This window comes from Streptomyces similanensis (genome assembly GCF_039543625.1).
Lineage (GTDB): Bacteria > Actinomycetota > Actinomycetes > Streptomycetales > Streptomycetaceae > Streptomyces > Streptomyces similanensis.
The window spans coordinates 44843-59107 of record NZ_BAABKC010000006.1 but is presented as its reverse complement, the minus strand read 5'-3'; the positions used below and the strand labels follow the sequence as shown (position 1 = coordinate 59107).

Annotated in this window: 14 protein-coding genes, 1 tRNA gene and 1 pseudogene; 9 read left to right on the top strand and 7 right to left on the bottom strand. The window is 74.0% G+C overall.

The window, feature by feature from the left end; all coding sequences use genetic code 11:
- Positions 1 to 62 precede the first annotated feature (62 nt).
- Positions 63 to 136, top strand: a tRNA-Met gene (locus ABEB07_RS01915).
- A gap of 170 nt (positions 137 to 306) precedes the next feature.
- On the opposite strand, the gene ABEB07_RS01910 is transcribed toward ABEB07_RS01915, so the two are convergent.
- The gene (locus ABEB07_RS01910; protein WP_345666714.1) at positions 307 to 723 is read right to left on the bottom strand and encodes a Fur family transcriptional regulator; all 417 of its coding nucleotides are present in this window, start codon (positions 721 to 723) and stop codon (positions 307 to 309) included.
- Between the two features lie 144 nt (positions 724 to 867).
- Between ABEB07_RS01910 and ABEB07_RS01905 the strand changes: the two genes are divergently transcribed.
- Positions 868 to 2319, top strand: a complete 1452-nt coding sequence (locus ABEB07_RS01905; RefSeq protein WP_345666713.1) for a catalase — start codon at positions 868 to 870, stop codon at positions 2317 to 2319.
- 85 nt (positions 2320 to 2404) lie between these two features.
- On the opposite strand, the gene ABEB07_RS01900 is transcribed toward ABEB07_RS01905, so the two are convergent.
- Together ABEB07_RS01900 and hisN are read right to left on the bottom strand one after the other, a co-directional pair.
- Positions 2405 to 2806, bottom strand: coding sequence for a CBS domain-containing protein (locus ABEB07_RS01900; RefSeq protein ID WP_176150442.1), 402 nt, complete (start codon positions 2804 to 2806; stop codon positions 2405 to 2407).
- Positions 2807 to 2953: 147 nt separating this feature from the next.
- Positions 2954 to 3754 (bottom strand): histidinol-phosphatase, encoded by an 801-nt coding sequence (gene hisN / locus ABEB07_RS01895; protein ID WP_345666712.1) that lies wholly within the window; start codon positions 3752 to 3754, stop codon positions 2954 to 2956.
- A gap of 140 nt (positions 3755 to 3894) precedes the next feature.
- Between hisN and ABEB07_RS01890 the strand changes: the two genes are divergently transcribed.
- Positions 3895 to 4530, top strand: a complete 636-nt coding sequence (locus ABEB07_RS01890; protein WP_345666711.1) for a TetR/AcrR family transcriptional regulator — start codon at positions 3895 to 3897, stop codon at positions 4528 to 4530.
- A 56-nt stretch (positions 4531 to 4586) separates the two neighbouring features.
- On the opposite strand, the gene ABEB07_RS01885 is transcribed toward ABEB07_RS01890, so the two are convergent.
- The 4 genes from ABEB07_RS01885 to ABEB07_RS01870 form a co-directional block, all read right to left on the bottom strand.
- Entirely contained in the window at positions 4587 to 4910 is a 324-nt protein-coding gene (locus ABEB07_RS01885) for a DMT family transporter (RefSeq protein ID WP_164584426.1), read from the bottom strand.
- A 136-nt stretch (positions 4911 to 5046) separates the two neighbouring features.
- On the bottom strand, positions 5047 to 6057 hold the full coding sequence (gene rsgA, locus ABEB07_RS01880; protein ID WP_345666710.1) for a ribosome small subunit-dependent GTPase A: 1011 nt from the start codon (positions 6055 to 6057) through the stop codon (positions 5047 to 5049).
- A 16-nt stretch (positions 6058 to 6073) separates the two neighbouring features.
- Positions 6074 to 7402 (bottom strand): 3-phosphoshikimate 1-carboxyvinyltransferase, encoded by a 1329-nt coding sequence (gene aroA, locus ABEB07_RS01875; protein WP_345666709.1) that lies wholly within the window; start codon positions 7400 to 7402, stop codon positions 6074 to 6076.
- 142 nt (positions 7403 to 7544) lie between these two features.
- Positions 7545 to 8267, bottom strand: a complete 723-nt coding sequence (locus ABEB07_RS01870) for a M50 family metallopeptidase (RefSeq protein WP_164584429.1) — start codon at positions 8265 to 8267, stop codon at positions 7545 to 7547.
- A 50-nt stretch (positions 8268 to 8317) separates the two neighbouring features.
- On the opposite strand from ABEB07_RS01870, the gene ABEB07_RS01865 reads away from it, so the two are divergent.
- From ABEB07_RS01865 to ABEB07_RS01840, 6 genes and pseudogenes are all read left to right on the top strand, one after another.
- On the top strand, positions 8318 to 9133 hold the full coding sequence (locus ABEB07_RS01865; RefSeq protein WP_345666707.1) for an SOS response-associated peptidase: 816 nt from the start codon (positions 8318 to 8320) through the stop codon (positions 9131 to 9133).
- A 46-nt stretch (positions 9134 to 9179) separates the two neighbouring features.
- The gene (locus tag ABEB07_RS01860) at positions 9180 to 9866 is read left to right on the top strand and encodes an alpha/beta hydrolase family protein (RefSeq protein ID WP_345666768.1); all 687 of its coding nucleotides are present in this window, start codon (positions 9180 to 9182) and stop codon (positions 9864 to 9866) included.
- Positions 9867 to 10193: 327 nt separating this feature from the next.
- Positions 10194 to 10889, top strand: a complete 696-nt coding sequence (gene sigR / locus ABEB07_RS01855; RefSeq protein ID WP_164585309.1) for an RNA polymerase sigma factor SigR — start codon at positions 10194 to 10196, stop codon at positions 10887 to 10889.
- Positions 10886 to 11200, top strand: coding sequence for a mycothiol system anti-sigma-R factor (rsrA, locus tag ABEB07_RS01850; RefSeq protein WP_176150448.1), 315 nt, complete (start codon positions 10886 to 10888; stop codon positions 11198 to 11200). The genes sigR and rsrA overlap by 4 nt, the downstream gene beginning before the upstream one ends.
- Positions 11201 to 11395: 195 nt before the next feature.
- Positions 11396 to 12700, top strand: a pseudogene (locus tag ABEB07_RS01845) (HD-GYP domain-containing protein); the annotation flags it as partial.
- 317 nt (positions 12701 to 13017) lie between these two features.
- Entirely contained in the window at positions 13018 to 14238 is a 1221-nt protein-coding gene (locus ABEB07_RS01840) for an HD-GYP domain-containing protein (protein ID WP_345666767.1), read from the top strand.
- Positions 14239 to 14265: the final 27 nt, after the last annotated feature.

Below are 14265 nucleotides of genomic sequence, written 5' to 3'. Positions count from 1 at the left end.
GGACGCTCTCCATAAGCGATTTGCATCCGGGGCCGTCGACCACGTAGTGTTCCATTCATCGACGCGGGGTGGAGCAGCTCGGTAGCTCGCTGGGCTCATAACCCAGAGGTCGCAGGTTCAAATCCTGTCCCCGCTACTGAAGACCTAGGGCCGGAATCCGATCAGGATTCCGGCCCTAGGTGTATGCGCGTCCGGTGGCGCGTTCGCCGACGCACAGCGCGAAGCCCCGGCGCTCCAAGTGGCAGCGCGAAGCCCCGGCACTTCCCGTGCCGGGGCTCGTCGTCGTGCGGGTCGGGCGGTCGCCCGTCAGGCGGCGGCGCAGTTCGGGCAGAGGCCGCGGTACGTCACCTCGACGTCCGAGACCGTGAAGCCGAAGCGCTCGGAGTCCGGCAGGTCCGCCAGCGGGTTGCCGCCCGGGTGGACGTCCCGGATCGCGCCGCAGCCGGCGCACACCAGGTGGTGGTGCGGCCGGTGGGCGTTCGGGTCGTACCGCTTGGCGCGCCTGTCGGTGCTGACCTCCAGCACCTCGCCCAGCGTGACCAGCTCGCCCAGCGTGTTGTAGACGGTCGCGCGGGAGATCTCCGGCAGCTTCGCCACGGCGCGCGCATGGACCTCGTCGGCCGTCAGGTGCACGTGGTCGCCGTCCAGGACCTCGGCCACGACGCGACGCTGCGCGGTCATCCGCCATCCGCGTCCGCGCAGCCGTTCCAGAAGGTCGCTCATACCCACCAGCCTAACAGCAAAGGGACACAGATCCCGAACGAGTGTGAACTTGGAGTTCAACTTGACTTAGACAATGTCCATTGTAGGATCGAGCCTGGCTTTGGCCAAGCGACAGGATCAGACGGATTTTCCGCAGGAGGCGACGTGACCCAGGGACCGCTCACGACGGAGGCCGGTGCTCCGGTGGCCGACAACCAGAACAGTGAGACCGCGGGTGCCGGCGGGCCGGTGCTCGTCCAGGACCAGCTCCTGCTGGAGAAGCTCGCCCACTTCAACCGTGAGCGCATCCCGGAGCGCGTGGTGCACGCCCGCGGCGCCGGCGCCTACGGCACCTTCACGGTCACGGCCGACGTCACCCGGTACACGCGCGCCGCGTTCCTCTCCGAGGTCGGCAAGCGGACGGAGACCTTCCTCCGCTTCTCCACCGTGGCCGGCAACCTCGGCGCCGCGGACGCCGTGCGCGACCCGCGCGGCTTCTCGCTGAAGTTCTACACCGAGGAGGGCAACTACGACCTCGTCGGCAACAACACCCCGGTGTTCTTCATCAGGGACGCCATCAAGTTCCCCGACTTCATCCACACCCAGAAGCGCGACCCGTACACCGGTTCGACCGAGCCGGACAACGTCTGGGACTTCTGGAGCCTGTCGCCGGAGTCCACGCACCAGGTGACCTGGCTGTTCGGCGACCGCGGCATCCCGGCGTCGTACCGCCACATGGACGGCTTCGGCTCGCACACCTTCCAGTGGAACAACGAGGCCGGCGAGGTCTTCTGGGTCAAGTACCACTTCAAGACCGACCAGGGCATCAAGTGCCTGACCGCCGAGGAGGCGGACGTCCTGGCGGGCCAGGACCCCGACTCCCACCAGCGCGACCTGCGCGAGTCGATCGAGCGCGGCGACTTCCCGACCTGGACGGTCGGCGTGCAGATCATGCCCGCCGCCGAGGCCGCGACCTACCGGTTCAACCCGTTCGACCTGACCAAGGTGTGGTCGCACGCGGACTACCCGGTCATCGAGATCGGCAAGCTGGAGCTGAACCGCAACCCGGAGAACGTCTTCGCCGAGGTCGAGCAGTCGGTCTTCTCCCCGGCGCACTTCGTGCCCGGCATCGGCCCGTCCCCGGACAAGATGCTCCAGGGCCGCCTCTTCGCCTACGGCGACGCCCACCGCTACCGCGTCGGCATCAACGCCGACCACCTGCCGGTGAACCGCCCGCACGCCACCGAGGCGCGCACCAACTCCCGTGACGGCGCCCTCTACGACGGCCGCCACAAGGGCGCGAAGAACTACGAGCCGAACAGCTTTGGCGGCCCGGTGCAGACCGGCCGGCCGCTGTGGCAGCCGGTCCCCGTCTCCGGCGTCACCGGCGACCACGAGGCGCCGCTGCACGCCGAGGACAACGACTTCGTCCAGGCCGGCGACCTCTACCGGCTGATGACGGACGAGGAGAAGGACCGCCTGATCGGCAACCTGACGGGCGCCCTCGCGCAGGTCTCGCGCGAGGACATCGTCGAGCGCGCGATCGCCAACTTCCGCCAAGCGGACGCAGACTTCGGCAAGCGGCTGGAGGCCGCGCTCCAGGCCCTGCGTGGCTGACTCCAGCACTGGACCGCTTGTCGTCGGCGACGGGCCGGGCCCCCTCGGGGGCCCGGCCCGTCGGCGTGCCGCCGGGCGGGCGCGCTCAGGCCGGAACGCGCGCCGCGGGCCGCCGCTTCGGCGCCCAGCAGCGGATGATGTCGCGGACCGAGACGATGCCCGCCGGTTCGCCGTCCGCCAGGACGATCAGGTGGCGGAAGCCGCCGTGCGCCATGGCGCCGGCCGCCTCCTCCAGCGTCCAGGACGGCGCGGCGAAGACGACGTCGGTGGTGGTGTGGGCGTGGGCGTACTCCGTGTCCGGGTTCTGGCCGAGGCCCACGGAGTTGAGGATGTCCCGTTCGGTGAGGATGCCGATGCCGCCGGCGTCGGGATCGTGCACCACGGCCGCGCCGACGCGGCGCGCGGACATCAGGACGGCTGCCTGCCGCAGGGTGTGTGCGGGGCCGATGGTGAGGACCACCGTGCTCATGGCGTCGCGGACGAGCATGGGATGGAGCCACCTCCTCCTGGAATCCACTTCGTGCGGGGATTCACAAGTTCACAAGTGGGGGACTCCCAGAGTCGCAGGCGGAGCACGGGTCAACAAGGGGGCGCGCGCGGCCGACCGGGGGCGCGCGCAGGCGTCCCTCTGGTCTCAGTGACGCCGGTTGAGATACCCCAGCATCTCGTCGTGCAGGATCCCGTTGGACGCGGCCGCGTTCCCGCTGTGCGGGCCGGGGCGGCCGTCCAGGCCGGTGAACGTGCCGCCGGCCTCCGTCACGATGATCGCGTTCGCGGCCATGTCCCACAGCGACAGCTCGGGCTCCGCGCAGAAGTCGACCGACCCCTCGGCGACCATCATGTACGGCCAGAAGTCGCCGTAGGCCCGGGTGCGCCAGACCTCGCGGGTCAGGTCCAGGAACCCGTGCAGCTGGCCCTGCTCCTCCCAGCCGCTGAGCGAGGAGTACGCGAAGGACGCGTCCGACAGCTGGGCCACCTGGGAGACCCGGAGCCGGGAGGCCTGGGACAGGCTGCGGCCGGTGAAGGCGCCGTGCCCCCGCGCGGCCCACCAGCGGCGGCCGAGCGCGGGCGCGGAGACGACGCCGACGACGGGCTGGTAGCCGCCCTCGCCGGCCTCCATCAGCGAGATCAGCGTGGCCCACACCGGGACGCCGCGTACGTAGTTCTTGGTGCCGTCGATGGGGTCGATCACCCAGCGGCGCGGGCCGGTGCCCTGGACGCCGTACTCCTCGCCGAGCACCGCGTCGCGCGGGCGGGCGCGCTGGAGCTGGCCGCGGATCAGCTCCTCCGCCGCCTTGTCCGCTTCGCTGACCGGAGTCATGTCCGGCTTCGTCTCGACCTTGAGGTCGAGGGCCTTGAACCGGTCCATGGTGGCGGCGTCCGCGGCGTCCGCGAGGACGTGGGCCAGACGCAGGTCATCGAGGTAGTCGGGCATGGGGGAACGGTATCGGCCCGGCGTGCCGGGGGGCCAGCCAGGACGGGGCGCGCGTCGCCCGGGTCGCGCCGAGGACCCTTGACAGTGCTCGCGGGCGCGTCAAATCTGGCAGCGGAGCCGCTCGGCCCGGGGAGGCGACGATGCCCGCAGCTCGGGAATCCCTGCTGGACGCCGCGTACGTCGCGCTGGCCCGGCTGCCGTGGCCGGCGGTGCGGATGGTGGACGTGGCCGCGGCGGCCGGGGTCTCCCGGCAGACCCTCTACAACGAGTTCGGCGGCAAGGACGGGCTGGCCCGGGCGCTGGTGCGCAGGGAGGCGGCCGGTTTCCTGGCCGGGATCGACCGCGCGCTGGCCGGGACCGCCGATCCGCGGGAGCGGCTGACCGCCGCCGCCGAGTGGACCGTCGCGGCCGCCCGGGGGAACGCGCTGGTCAAGGCCCTGCTCACCGGCTGCTGGAGCGACCGGCTGCCCACGCCGGCGGGTGCGGTGGCGGGCGGGGAGTCGGGCGGAGTGGCCTGGTCGGCGGCGTCGTACCTGCCCGCCGTTCCGGCCCAGCGGTGGCCGGCCGGACCGCCGCTGTCGCCCGGCGGCCTGCTGGCGGCGGCCCGCGACCGCGCCGCGGCCGCCGTCTCCGCGCCGCGGGCGGCGGACGCCGTCCCGGCCGACGTCTGCGAACTGGTGTTCCGGCTCGCGCTGTCCTGCGTGACGGCGCCGCCGGGCGAGGGCGGGACCGCCGCACTGGTGCGCGGCGCGCTGCGCCACCGGCGACCGGTCTGAGCCACGGCCCGCCGGCCCCACTGGCCCCGCCGGCCCCGCCGGTCCCGGCAGGGACGTCAGTGCTGGGAGCCGGACAGCTGGAGTCCGATCACGCCGATGATGACGAGGCTGATCGAGACGATCTTCAGCACCGAGACCAGGTCGTCCAGGAAGACCATGCCGTAGATCGCGGTGCCCGCCGCCCCGATCCCGGTCCACACCGCGTACGCGGGCCCCACGTCGAGCTTGCGCAGCGACAGGGTGAGCAGGCCGAAGCTGCCGAGGGCGAAGCAGCAGAAGGCGATGGTCGGCCAGAGCCGGGTGAAGCCGTGGGAGAGTTTCAGACACACCGCGAAGCCGGTCTCGAGCAGTCCCGCGACGATGACCAGCAGCCACGCCATGTGCCGTCCTCCGTAGGTCGTGTCCGCGTCTCCGTGGCCGCTCCGGCTCGGTGCGATTATGCACTTACCGGCCCGGCCCCGGGGCAAACAACGCGGAGATCACCGACCGTCCCGCGGCGCCGGGCGAGGCCGCGGGTCAGTCGCCCTCCGTGCGCTCGCGCGTGGCCAGCAGCCGGCGCAGCGAGTAGAGCCGGGCGGGGTCCGCGTGGCCGTCCGCCACCCACGCGTCCAGCGCGCAGTCCGGCTCGTCGTGGCTGCACGCGCGCGGGCAGCCCTCGGTGCCGGGCTCCAGGTCGGGGAAGGCGTGGATGACGCGGGACGGGTCGATGTGGGCGAGCCCGAAGGACCGTACGCCCGGGGTGTCCACGACCCAGCCGCCGTCGCTCGCCAGGGGCAGCGCGAGCGCCGAGGTGGTGGTGTGCCGGCCGCGGCCGGTCACCGCGTTCACATGCCCGGTGACGCGCCGGCGCTCCTCGGGGACCAGCGCGTTCACCAGGGTGGTCTTGCCGACGCCGGAGTGGCCCACGAACGCCGTGACCCGTCCGTCGAGGAACGTGCGCACCCGGTCCGCCGCACCGCCGCTCTCCAGCTCCTCGCGGCTGGTGACGACGTAGGGGATGTCCAGGTCGCCGTACAGCTCCAGGAGCTTGTCCGGCGGGGCCAGGTCCGACTTGGTCATGACGAGCAGCGGCTCCAGGCCGCCGTCGAACGCCGCCACCAGGCAGCGGTCGATCAGCCGCGGCCGGGGCTCGGGGTCGGCGAGCGCGGTGACGATGGCCAGCTGGTCGGCGTTGGCCACGACCACGCGCTCGTAGGGGTCGTCGTCGTCCGCGGTGCGGCGCAGCACCGAGGTGCGCTTCTCGATGCGGACTATGCGCGCGAGGGTGTCCTTCTTGCCGGACAGATCGCCGACCAGGGCCACCTGGTCGCCCACGACGGCGGCCTTGCGGCCCAGTTCGCGCGCTTTCATCGCCAGGATCGTGCGGCCGTCGACCAGGCAGGTCAGCCGGCCCCGGTCGACGGTGAGGACCATGCCCTCGGCGGCGTCCTCGTGCTTGGGGCGGATGTTCGTCCGCGGGCGGTTGCCCCGGCGGTTGGGCCGGGAGCGGATGTCGTCCTCGTCGGTGTGCTTGCCGTAGCGGCGCATGTCTGTTCCCCGCGTCCTACGCCCCGAGCATCCCGGTCCACAGCTCGGGGAAGTCCGGCAGGGTCTTCGCCGTCGTCGCCACGTTCTCGATCTGGACGCCCTCCACCGCCAGGCCGATGATCGCACCGGCGGTGGCCATGCGGTGGTCGTCGTAGGTGTGGAAGATCCCGCCGTGCAGCCGGCGCGGACGGATGTGCAGACCGTCGGCGGTCTCGGTGACGTCGCCGCCCAGCTCGTTGATCTCCTTGGTCAGCGCGGCCAGCCGGTCCGTCTCGTGCAGCCGGAGGTGGGCCACGCCCCGCAGGGTCGAGGGCGACTCCGCGAGCGCGGCGACCGCGGCGATGCCCGGGGTCAGCTCGCCGACCTCGCTCAGGTCCACGTCGATGCCGCGCACCGCGCCGGAGCCGGTGAACACCAGTCCGTAGTCGGTGAGTTCGCAGGAACCGCCCATCTCCGTGAAGATCTCCCGCAGCCGGTCGCCCGGCTGGGTGGTGCGGGCCGGCCAGTCCGGGACGACCACCTTGCCGCCGGTCACCAGCGCCGCCGCCAGGAACGGCTGCGCGTTCGACAGGTCCGGCTCCACGGTCAGGTCCCGGCCGAGCAGCGCGCCCGGCGTGACCCGCCACACGTTCGGCTCGCCGCCCGACTCCGGGGTGTCCACCTGGGCGCCCACCGCGCGCAGCATGTCCACCGTCATCCGGATGTGCGGCAGCGACGGCAGCGTCGCGCCGACGTGGCGCACCTCGACGCCCTGGTTGAAGCGCGGACCGGACAGCAGCAGGGCGCTGACGAACTGGGAGGACGAGGAGGCGTCGATCTCCACCGCGCCGCCCTCCAGGGCGCCGCCGCCGTGTACGGTCAGCGGCAGCGCGCCGCGGCCGTCGTCGTCGATCCGGGCGCCGAGCGTGCGCAGCGCGTCGATGACGCCGTGCAGCGGACGTTCGTACGAACGCGGATCGCCGTCGAAGCGGACCGGGCCGTCGGCCAGCGCGGCGACCGGCGGCAGGAAGCGCATCACCGTGCCGGCGTTGCCCACGTCGACCGTCGCCGGGCCGTGCAGCCCCGCCGGGATGACCCGCCAGGCCTCGCCCGAGGCGCCCGCGCCGGAGGCGGAGGACACCGTCTCCTCGATGCCGACCCCCATCGCCCGCAGGGCGCCGGCCATCAGCAGCGTGTCGCGCGAGCGCAGCGGGCGGCGCAGCCAGCCCGGCTCCGAGGCGAGCGCGGCGAGCACCAGGGCGCGGTTGGTGACCGACTTCGACCCGGGCACGTGGACCGTCGCGTCGACGGCTCCGCTCGCGTGCGGGGCGGGCCAGAGGGCGGTGTCAGCGGGGTTCGAGGCCATGGGCCCACTCTATAAGGAGGCCGTCCGCCCGGCCGTCCCGCGCGAGGGCCGCCGACCTGCCGGGCCGCCGGGCTACTGGGCCGCCGGTCCACCGGCCTGCCGGGCCGCCAGTCCGCCGGTCCGCCGGGGAGGGCCCGCGGACTCACAGCCCGAGCAGCCAGCGCCCCCCGCCCATCAGCGAGCACAGCGACACGGCGTGGAACAGGAACAGCCACAGGCCCGCCGGCGCGTGCGTGAGCCGCGCCAACTGGTCGGCGTCCGAGTCGCCGCCGCCCTCGCGGGCGCGCCGGACCTGGAGTTCGAAGGCCGGCCGCACCCCGCCCAGCAGCAGGAACCACACCACCGCGTACGCGAACACCGCCTGCACCTGCGGCCCGGCCAGCCACGACACCAGCAGGAACGTGCCGCCGGTGAGGAGCACGGTCAGCACCCCGTAGGCGTTGCGGATCATCACCAGCATCGCCAGCAGCAGCGCCGTCGCCGCCCACAGCAGCAGCGTGATGCGCCCGGTGGCGAGCAGCGCCGCGCCGCCCAGGCCCAGCAGCGGGGGAGCGGTGTAACCGGCGGCGGCGGTCAGGATCATGCCGAGGCCGTACGGCTTGCCCCGGCTGAGGGTGAGGCCGCTGGTGTCGGAGTGCAGCCGTATGCCGGTCAGCGTGCGCCCGGTGAGCAGCGCCACCAGCCCGTGACCGCCTTCGTGCGCGATCGTGATGGCGTTGCGCGCCACCCGCCACAGCGCGGCCGGGACGACGACGGCGAGCGCGACCAGCGCCGTGCCGGTCACCACCCACCGGTCGGGGTTGGGCTGGGTGCCGAGGAGCCGGTCCCAGAGGTCGGGCAGCGCGGTCGCGGCGAGGCGGTCCATGGTGCGGAGTGGCTCCCTTGAGCGGTGCGGGGTCTGGCAGTGTTGCACGTATGTGCGGACGGTATGCATCGAGTCGCGGAGCCGAGGATCTCGCGCAGGTCTTCGGGATCGAGAAGTGGGAGCCCGGGGAAGTCCTCGCCCCCGACCACAACGTGGCCCCGACCAAGGCGGTCCACGTCGTCCTGGACCGCCCCCTGAAGGACGCCGGCGACACGCGGCCGGTTCGCCAGCTGCGCACGCTGAGGTGGGGTCTGGTGCCGTCGTGGGCGACGTCCCCCGACGGCGCCGCCCGCATGATCAACGCGCGCGCGGAGACCGTGCACGAGAAGCCGTCGTACCGGCGCGCCTTCGCCGCCCGCCGGTGCATCGTGCCCGCCGACGGCTACTACGAGTGGGTCACCGGCGAGCAGGAACGCGAGCTGGAGGTCGAGGGGCGGCGCAAGCGCCCGCGCAAGCAGCCCTACTTCGTGACCCCGGCCGACGGCTCGGTCTTCGCGATGGCCGGGCTCTACGAGTTCTGGCGCGACCGCGCGCTGCCCGACGACCACCCGGGGGCCTGGTGGGTGACGTGCTCGGTGATCACCACGGAGGCGGAGCGCGGTCCGCTGGCGGCCGCCCCGGCCGAGGGGCCGCGGGCGCTCGCCGACATCCACCCCCGGATGCCGCTCATGCTCACCCCGGACCGCTGGGACGCCTGGCTGGACCCGGCCCGCACCGACCCGGACGACCTGCGCGCCCTGCTGGCCCCGCCGCCCCCGGGGCTGCTGCGCGCCTACCCGGTGTCCACCGCCGTCAGCAACGTCCGCAACAACGGACCGGAGCTGCTGAAGGAGCTGCCCGCACCCGAAGAGGGCACACTCTTCTGACGTGAGCCCCGACAGCCCCGAAGCGAGGACCGAGGTGACGACCCAGGTGGCGTCCGACGCGAGCGCCGAGACCGCCGAGACCGCCGAGACCGCCGAGACCGCCGAGACCGCCGAGACCGTCGAGACGGAGGCGGGCCCGGCCCGGATCACCTGGCGCCGCGCTGCCGTGCCCCGGCTCGTCCTCGCCGTCGGCCACGGCGCGGGCGGCGGCATCGAGGCGCGCGACCTTCAGGCGCTGGCCGGTGCGCTGCCCGCGCACGGCGTCACCGTCGCGCTGGTGGAGCAGCCCTGGCGGGTGGCCGGCAAAAAGGTGGCGCCCGCGCCGAAGACGCTGGACACCGGCTGGCGCGGGGTGTGGCCGGTCCTCGCCGGGGCGGGGCTGCCGGTGGTGGCGGGCGGCCGGAGCGCCGGCGCGCGCGTCGCCTGCCGCACGGCGCGCGAGCTGGGCGCGCACGCCGTGCTCGCCCTCTCCTTCCCGCTGCACCCGCCGGGCCGGCCGGAGAAGTCCCGGGCGGCGGAACTGCTCGGCGCCGGTGTGCCCACGCTCGTCGTCCAGGGCGGCAACGACCCGTTCGGCAGGCCGGCGGAGTTCCCCGAGGGCGGCCACGAACTGGTCGCGATCCCCGGCGCCGATCACGGCTTCGCCGTCCCCAAGCGGGCGGAGCCGACCCAGGAGCAGGCGCTGGAGCTGCTCACCGACGCCGTCACGCGGTGGACCGCGGCGCTCGGGTGACGCCGGCCGGCGGCCGGGAATGCCGGACCTCCCCGCGCTGTTGAGCGGGACGTACGTGCTGGTCGCCGGCACCGAAGTCGTAGGGAAGTCGTAGGAGAGGGAGTCCGCCGCATGGGTTGCACCGCGTGCCCGCCCGTCGCCCGCCGTCCGGTGGAGACGGCGCGTCCGGCCGAGACCGAGTCCGGCCGCGGCAGCCGCGCCGACCTGGAGTGGACGGTGCTGCGCACGGCCAAGGCCGCCCCTATTCGAGCGGCGGCGGGCGCGGGTCGTCGTCTATCCTCCGAAACGAGTGGGATCTCTCTCGGTCCCACGACATCGCTTGAGGAGGTGGGTCCGGTTCCCGGTACCGACGCAGGGACCGACGACGGCCACGCGGAGCTGCCCGAGGGCCAGGGCACGGGCGCGTCCGCGTCCGCCGAGTCGACCGCCGAGCGCAGCGCGCGCTTCGAGCGGGACGCGCTCGAATTCCTCGACCAGATGTACTCGGCCGCGCTGCGCATGACGCGCAACCCGGCCGACGCCGAGGACCTGGTGCAGGAGACGTACGCCAAGGCGTACGCGTCCTTCCACCAGTTCCGCGAGGGCACCAACCTCAAGGCGTGGCTGTACCGCATCCTCACCAACACCTTCATCAACTCCTACCGCAAGAAGCAGCGCGAACCCCAGCGCAGCGCGGCGGAGGAGATCGAGGACTGGCAGCTCGCCCGGGCCGAGTCGCACATGTCGACGGGCCTGCGTTCCGCCGAGTCGCAGGCGCTGGACCACCTGCCGGACTCGGACGTGAAGGAAGCGCTCCAGGCGATCCCCGAGGAATTCCGCATCGCCGTGTATCTCGCCGATGTCGAGGGCTTTGCGTACAAGGAGATCGCGGACATCATGGGGACACCCATCGGCACGGTGATGTCCCGGCTGCACCGGGGCCGCCGTCAGCTGCGCGGCATGCTCGAGGACTACGCCCGCGACCGCGGACTGGTCCCGGCCGGCGCCGGCAAGTCGAACGAAGCGAAAGGCTCGGGCTCATGAGCTGCGGAGAGCCGCATGAGACGGACTGCGGTGAGGTACTCGACCACCTGTACGAGTTCCTCGACAGTGAGATGCCGGAAGTCGATCGCACCAAGTTCGAGCACCACTTCGAGGAGTGCTCGCCCTGCCTGGAGAAGTACGGCCTTGAGCAGGCCGTGAAGAAGCTGGTCAAGCGGTGCTGCGGACACGACGACGTCCCCGCCGACCTGCGCGCCAAGGTCATGGGGCGGATCCAGCTGATCCGCTCCGGCGACCAGGGCGGCTCCGGGCGCGACGTACTGCCCCCGCCCGGCGCTCCGCAGGGGACCTGAGCCCGACCGCCCCTTGCCGACCGCCCCTTCCCAGGCGCCCCCGGAGCGGTCGCCGAGCGCCGAACCGGCGTCCACTTCCTGACTGTATGTCACTCGAACGTGCTAATCCGCGGGTTATCGGCCCGCGGAGGCCCCCTCGTCCGGCCTAGGCTCGAACCCACTGGCCGTGGACAGGCGTGACCGGGGAGGGGCGTCATGGAGGCCGTTCCACCCCAGGCCCGCGCGTACGTCGCCTGCGCCGTCCTCGCCGCCCTGCTCTGTCTGCTGCCGCTGCCCGCGACCCACGCCCCCTGGTGGGTGCTGGCCCTGCTGGCGGCGCTCTACGCCGGCTGCAAGCGGCTCGCCCCGCGGCAGCTGGCCGGCCCGTTCTACCCCGTGCTGCTGGCCGCCGTCTTCCTGCTGCCGCCGCCCGTCGCCGCGTTCGTGCCCCTTCCCGGGGCGCTGCTCGCGCGCACCGGACAGCGGCCCGAGGCGCCGCGCCGGATCTGGCGGGCGGCCCAGCTGGTGCTCGCCGTGTGGGCCGCCGGCCGCACGCACTGGGAGCTGGGCGGGCGCGACGCGGTCGTCACCTCCGACTTCCCCTACGCCCTGCTGCCCGCCGCGCTCGCCGTCACGGTGTTCTGCCTGGTGCTGACCGCGCTGGAGGGCGGGATGCTCGCGCTCACCGAGCGGGTCGGGACGTACCGGGCCTGGCGGGGCCTGTTCGCCCGTTCGCTGGCGCCCGTCGCGGTGCACGGGCTCGCCGGGCTGATGATGGCCGTGCTCTGGCGCAGCCGCTACGGCCCGGTCGCCGCCCTCCTCGTCCTGCTGCCGATGTACGTGACCTGGTGGGCGTACGCGCAGTACCACCGCGAGCGCGCCGCCCACCAGGCGACCATCCGGGCCCTGGTGCAGGCGGTCGACATCAAGGACGGCTACACGCGCGGCCACAGCGAGCGGGTCGGGCAGGCGTCCGTGCTGATCGCCCGCGAACTGGGCCTGGCCGACGAGCGGGTGGAGACGCTCCGCTTCGCCGGCATCCTGCACGACGTCGGGAAGCTGGGCGTCCCCACCCGGCTGCTGCGCAAGGAAGGACCGCTGACGCCCGAGGAGCGGCGGGTGATCGAGCTGCACCCCGAGTACGGGCACGAGATGGTGCGGGGCATCTCCTTCCTGGACGAGGCCCGCTCCGCGATCCTGCACCACCACGAACGGCTCGACGGCAGCGGCTATCCCTACGGGCTGAGGGGCGGCCAGATCCCCGAGTGCGCCCGGGTGGTGGCCGTCGCGGACGCCTTCGACGCGATGACGTCCACCCGCTCCTACCGGCGGGCCCGGCCGGTCGGCGCCGCACTGGCGGAGCTGGAGCGGTGCGCGGGCGCGCAGTTCGACCCGCGGATGGTCACCGCGCTGGTCCGCGCCGTCGACCACCACGGCTGGCACCCGACGGTCACCGCCGAACCGACCCCACCGGCCCCCCGTACCCCGCCACCCCACACCCCGCCCACCACCCCGGACCCACACCGCCCCCCGCCTCCCGTCGGCTCGTACCCGGCTGAGCCGCCCTCCGCCGCCCCGCACCCGGCCCAGCCGTCCGCCGACCCGCACCCGTCTCAGCCGCCCACCGCCGTCCCCGGCCCGCACCAAACCCCGCCCGCCCCGGCGCCCGGCCCGCGCCGCGTTCCGTCGGCCGCCGCCGACCCGGACGCCCACCGCGCCTCGCCGGCCGCCCCCGCCCCGCCGCCCGCCCGGAAGCACCGCTCCGGCCACCGCAGAGCGCGCCGGTGAAGGCGTCGGCGGGCGCGTCGGTGAGCGCGCCGGTGGGCGAGTGCCGGCTGATGGTCCTCATCCGGGGCGCCGCCCTCCTCGTGGCGCTGCTGTCCCTGACGGTCACCCTGTGGACGGGGCTGGCCGAGCGCGGGACCGCGCTCGCCTTCGGGGTGCTGGTGCTCGTCGGGGAGCTGACCCGGTGGTCCGGCGAACAGGTCCGCGAGGCCGCGCCGCTCGGCGCCGCGGGCGCGCTGTCGTACGCGCTGCTCGGCGAGAACGCGGGCCGGGCCGGCCACCACGACGCCTTCCAGGTCGTGGCCGTCGTGCTCGCCGCCGCCCTGCTCGGCAGCGTGCCGCACATCGCGCGCGGGCACGGCCCGACCCTCGACCACCTGGCGCGACGCGTCCTGACCGTCTTCTTCGCCGCCGTCTGCTTCCAGCCGCTGTACGGCCGGGGGGCGTTCCGGGACTGGATCGGACCCGCGTACGCCCTGCTGCTGGTGGCGCTGCTGGCGCTGACCGCCCTGTGCGGCGCCGTGCTCTCGGCCGCGCCGCTGCACTGCCGCACCCGGTGGCCGTTCGGGCCGCTGCTGCGCGAGGAGCTGCGCGGCCTGCTGGGCATCGGCCCGGCGGTGTGCGCGACGGGCGCGGTGATGGCCCTCGCGGTCGCCGTCGTGGGCCTGTGGGCGCTGCCCGTCCTCGCGGTGCCGCTGCTGCTCGCCCAGCTGTCGCTGCGCCGGTACGCGGCCGTGCGGGCCACCTACCGGCAGACCATCGCCTCCCTGGCCCGGGCCACCGAGGTCGCCGGGTACACCCCGGCCGGACACGCCCGGCGGGTCGCCGCGCTCAGCCGGGCCGTGGGCCGCGAGCTGGGCCTCGCGGAGCCCGAGCTGACCGTCCTGGAGCACGCGGCGCTCATGCACGACATCGGACAGCTCAGCCTGGTCGACCCGGTGCCCGCCGGCGCCACCGCGGGCCTGCCCGCCGAGGAGCAGCGCCGCATCGCCCTGCTCGGCGGGGCCGTGGTGCGCCGCAGCGGGGTGGGCCGGGAGGTCGCGGTGGTGGTGGAGCGGCAGGCCGACCCCTGCCCGGAGCAGCCGCTGCCCGCGCGGATCGTCCGGGCGGTGAACGCCTACGACGAGAAGGCGCGCGCCGCCGGACCCTGCGGACCGCTCACGGCGCTGGAGGAGCTGCGCCTGGCCACCGCGGACGACTACGCCCCGGACGTGGTCGAGGCGCTGGCCCGGGTGCTCGCACGGGAGAGTCTTCCGTCGCCCGTGACGGGGTAACCCATGGGTAATGAGCGCCGCTGAAGC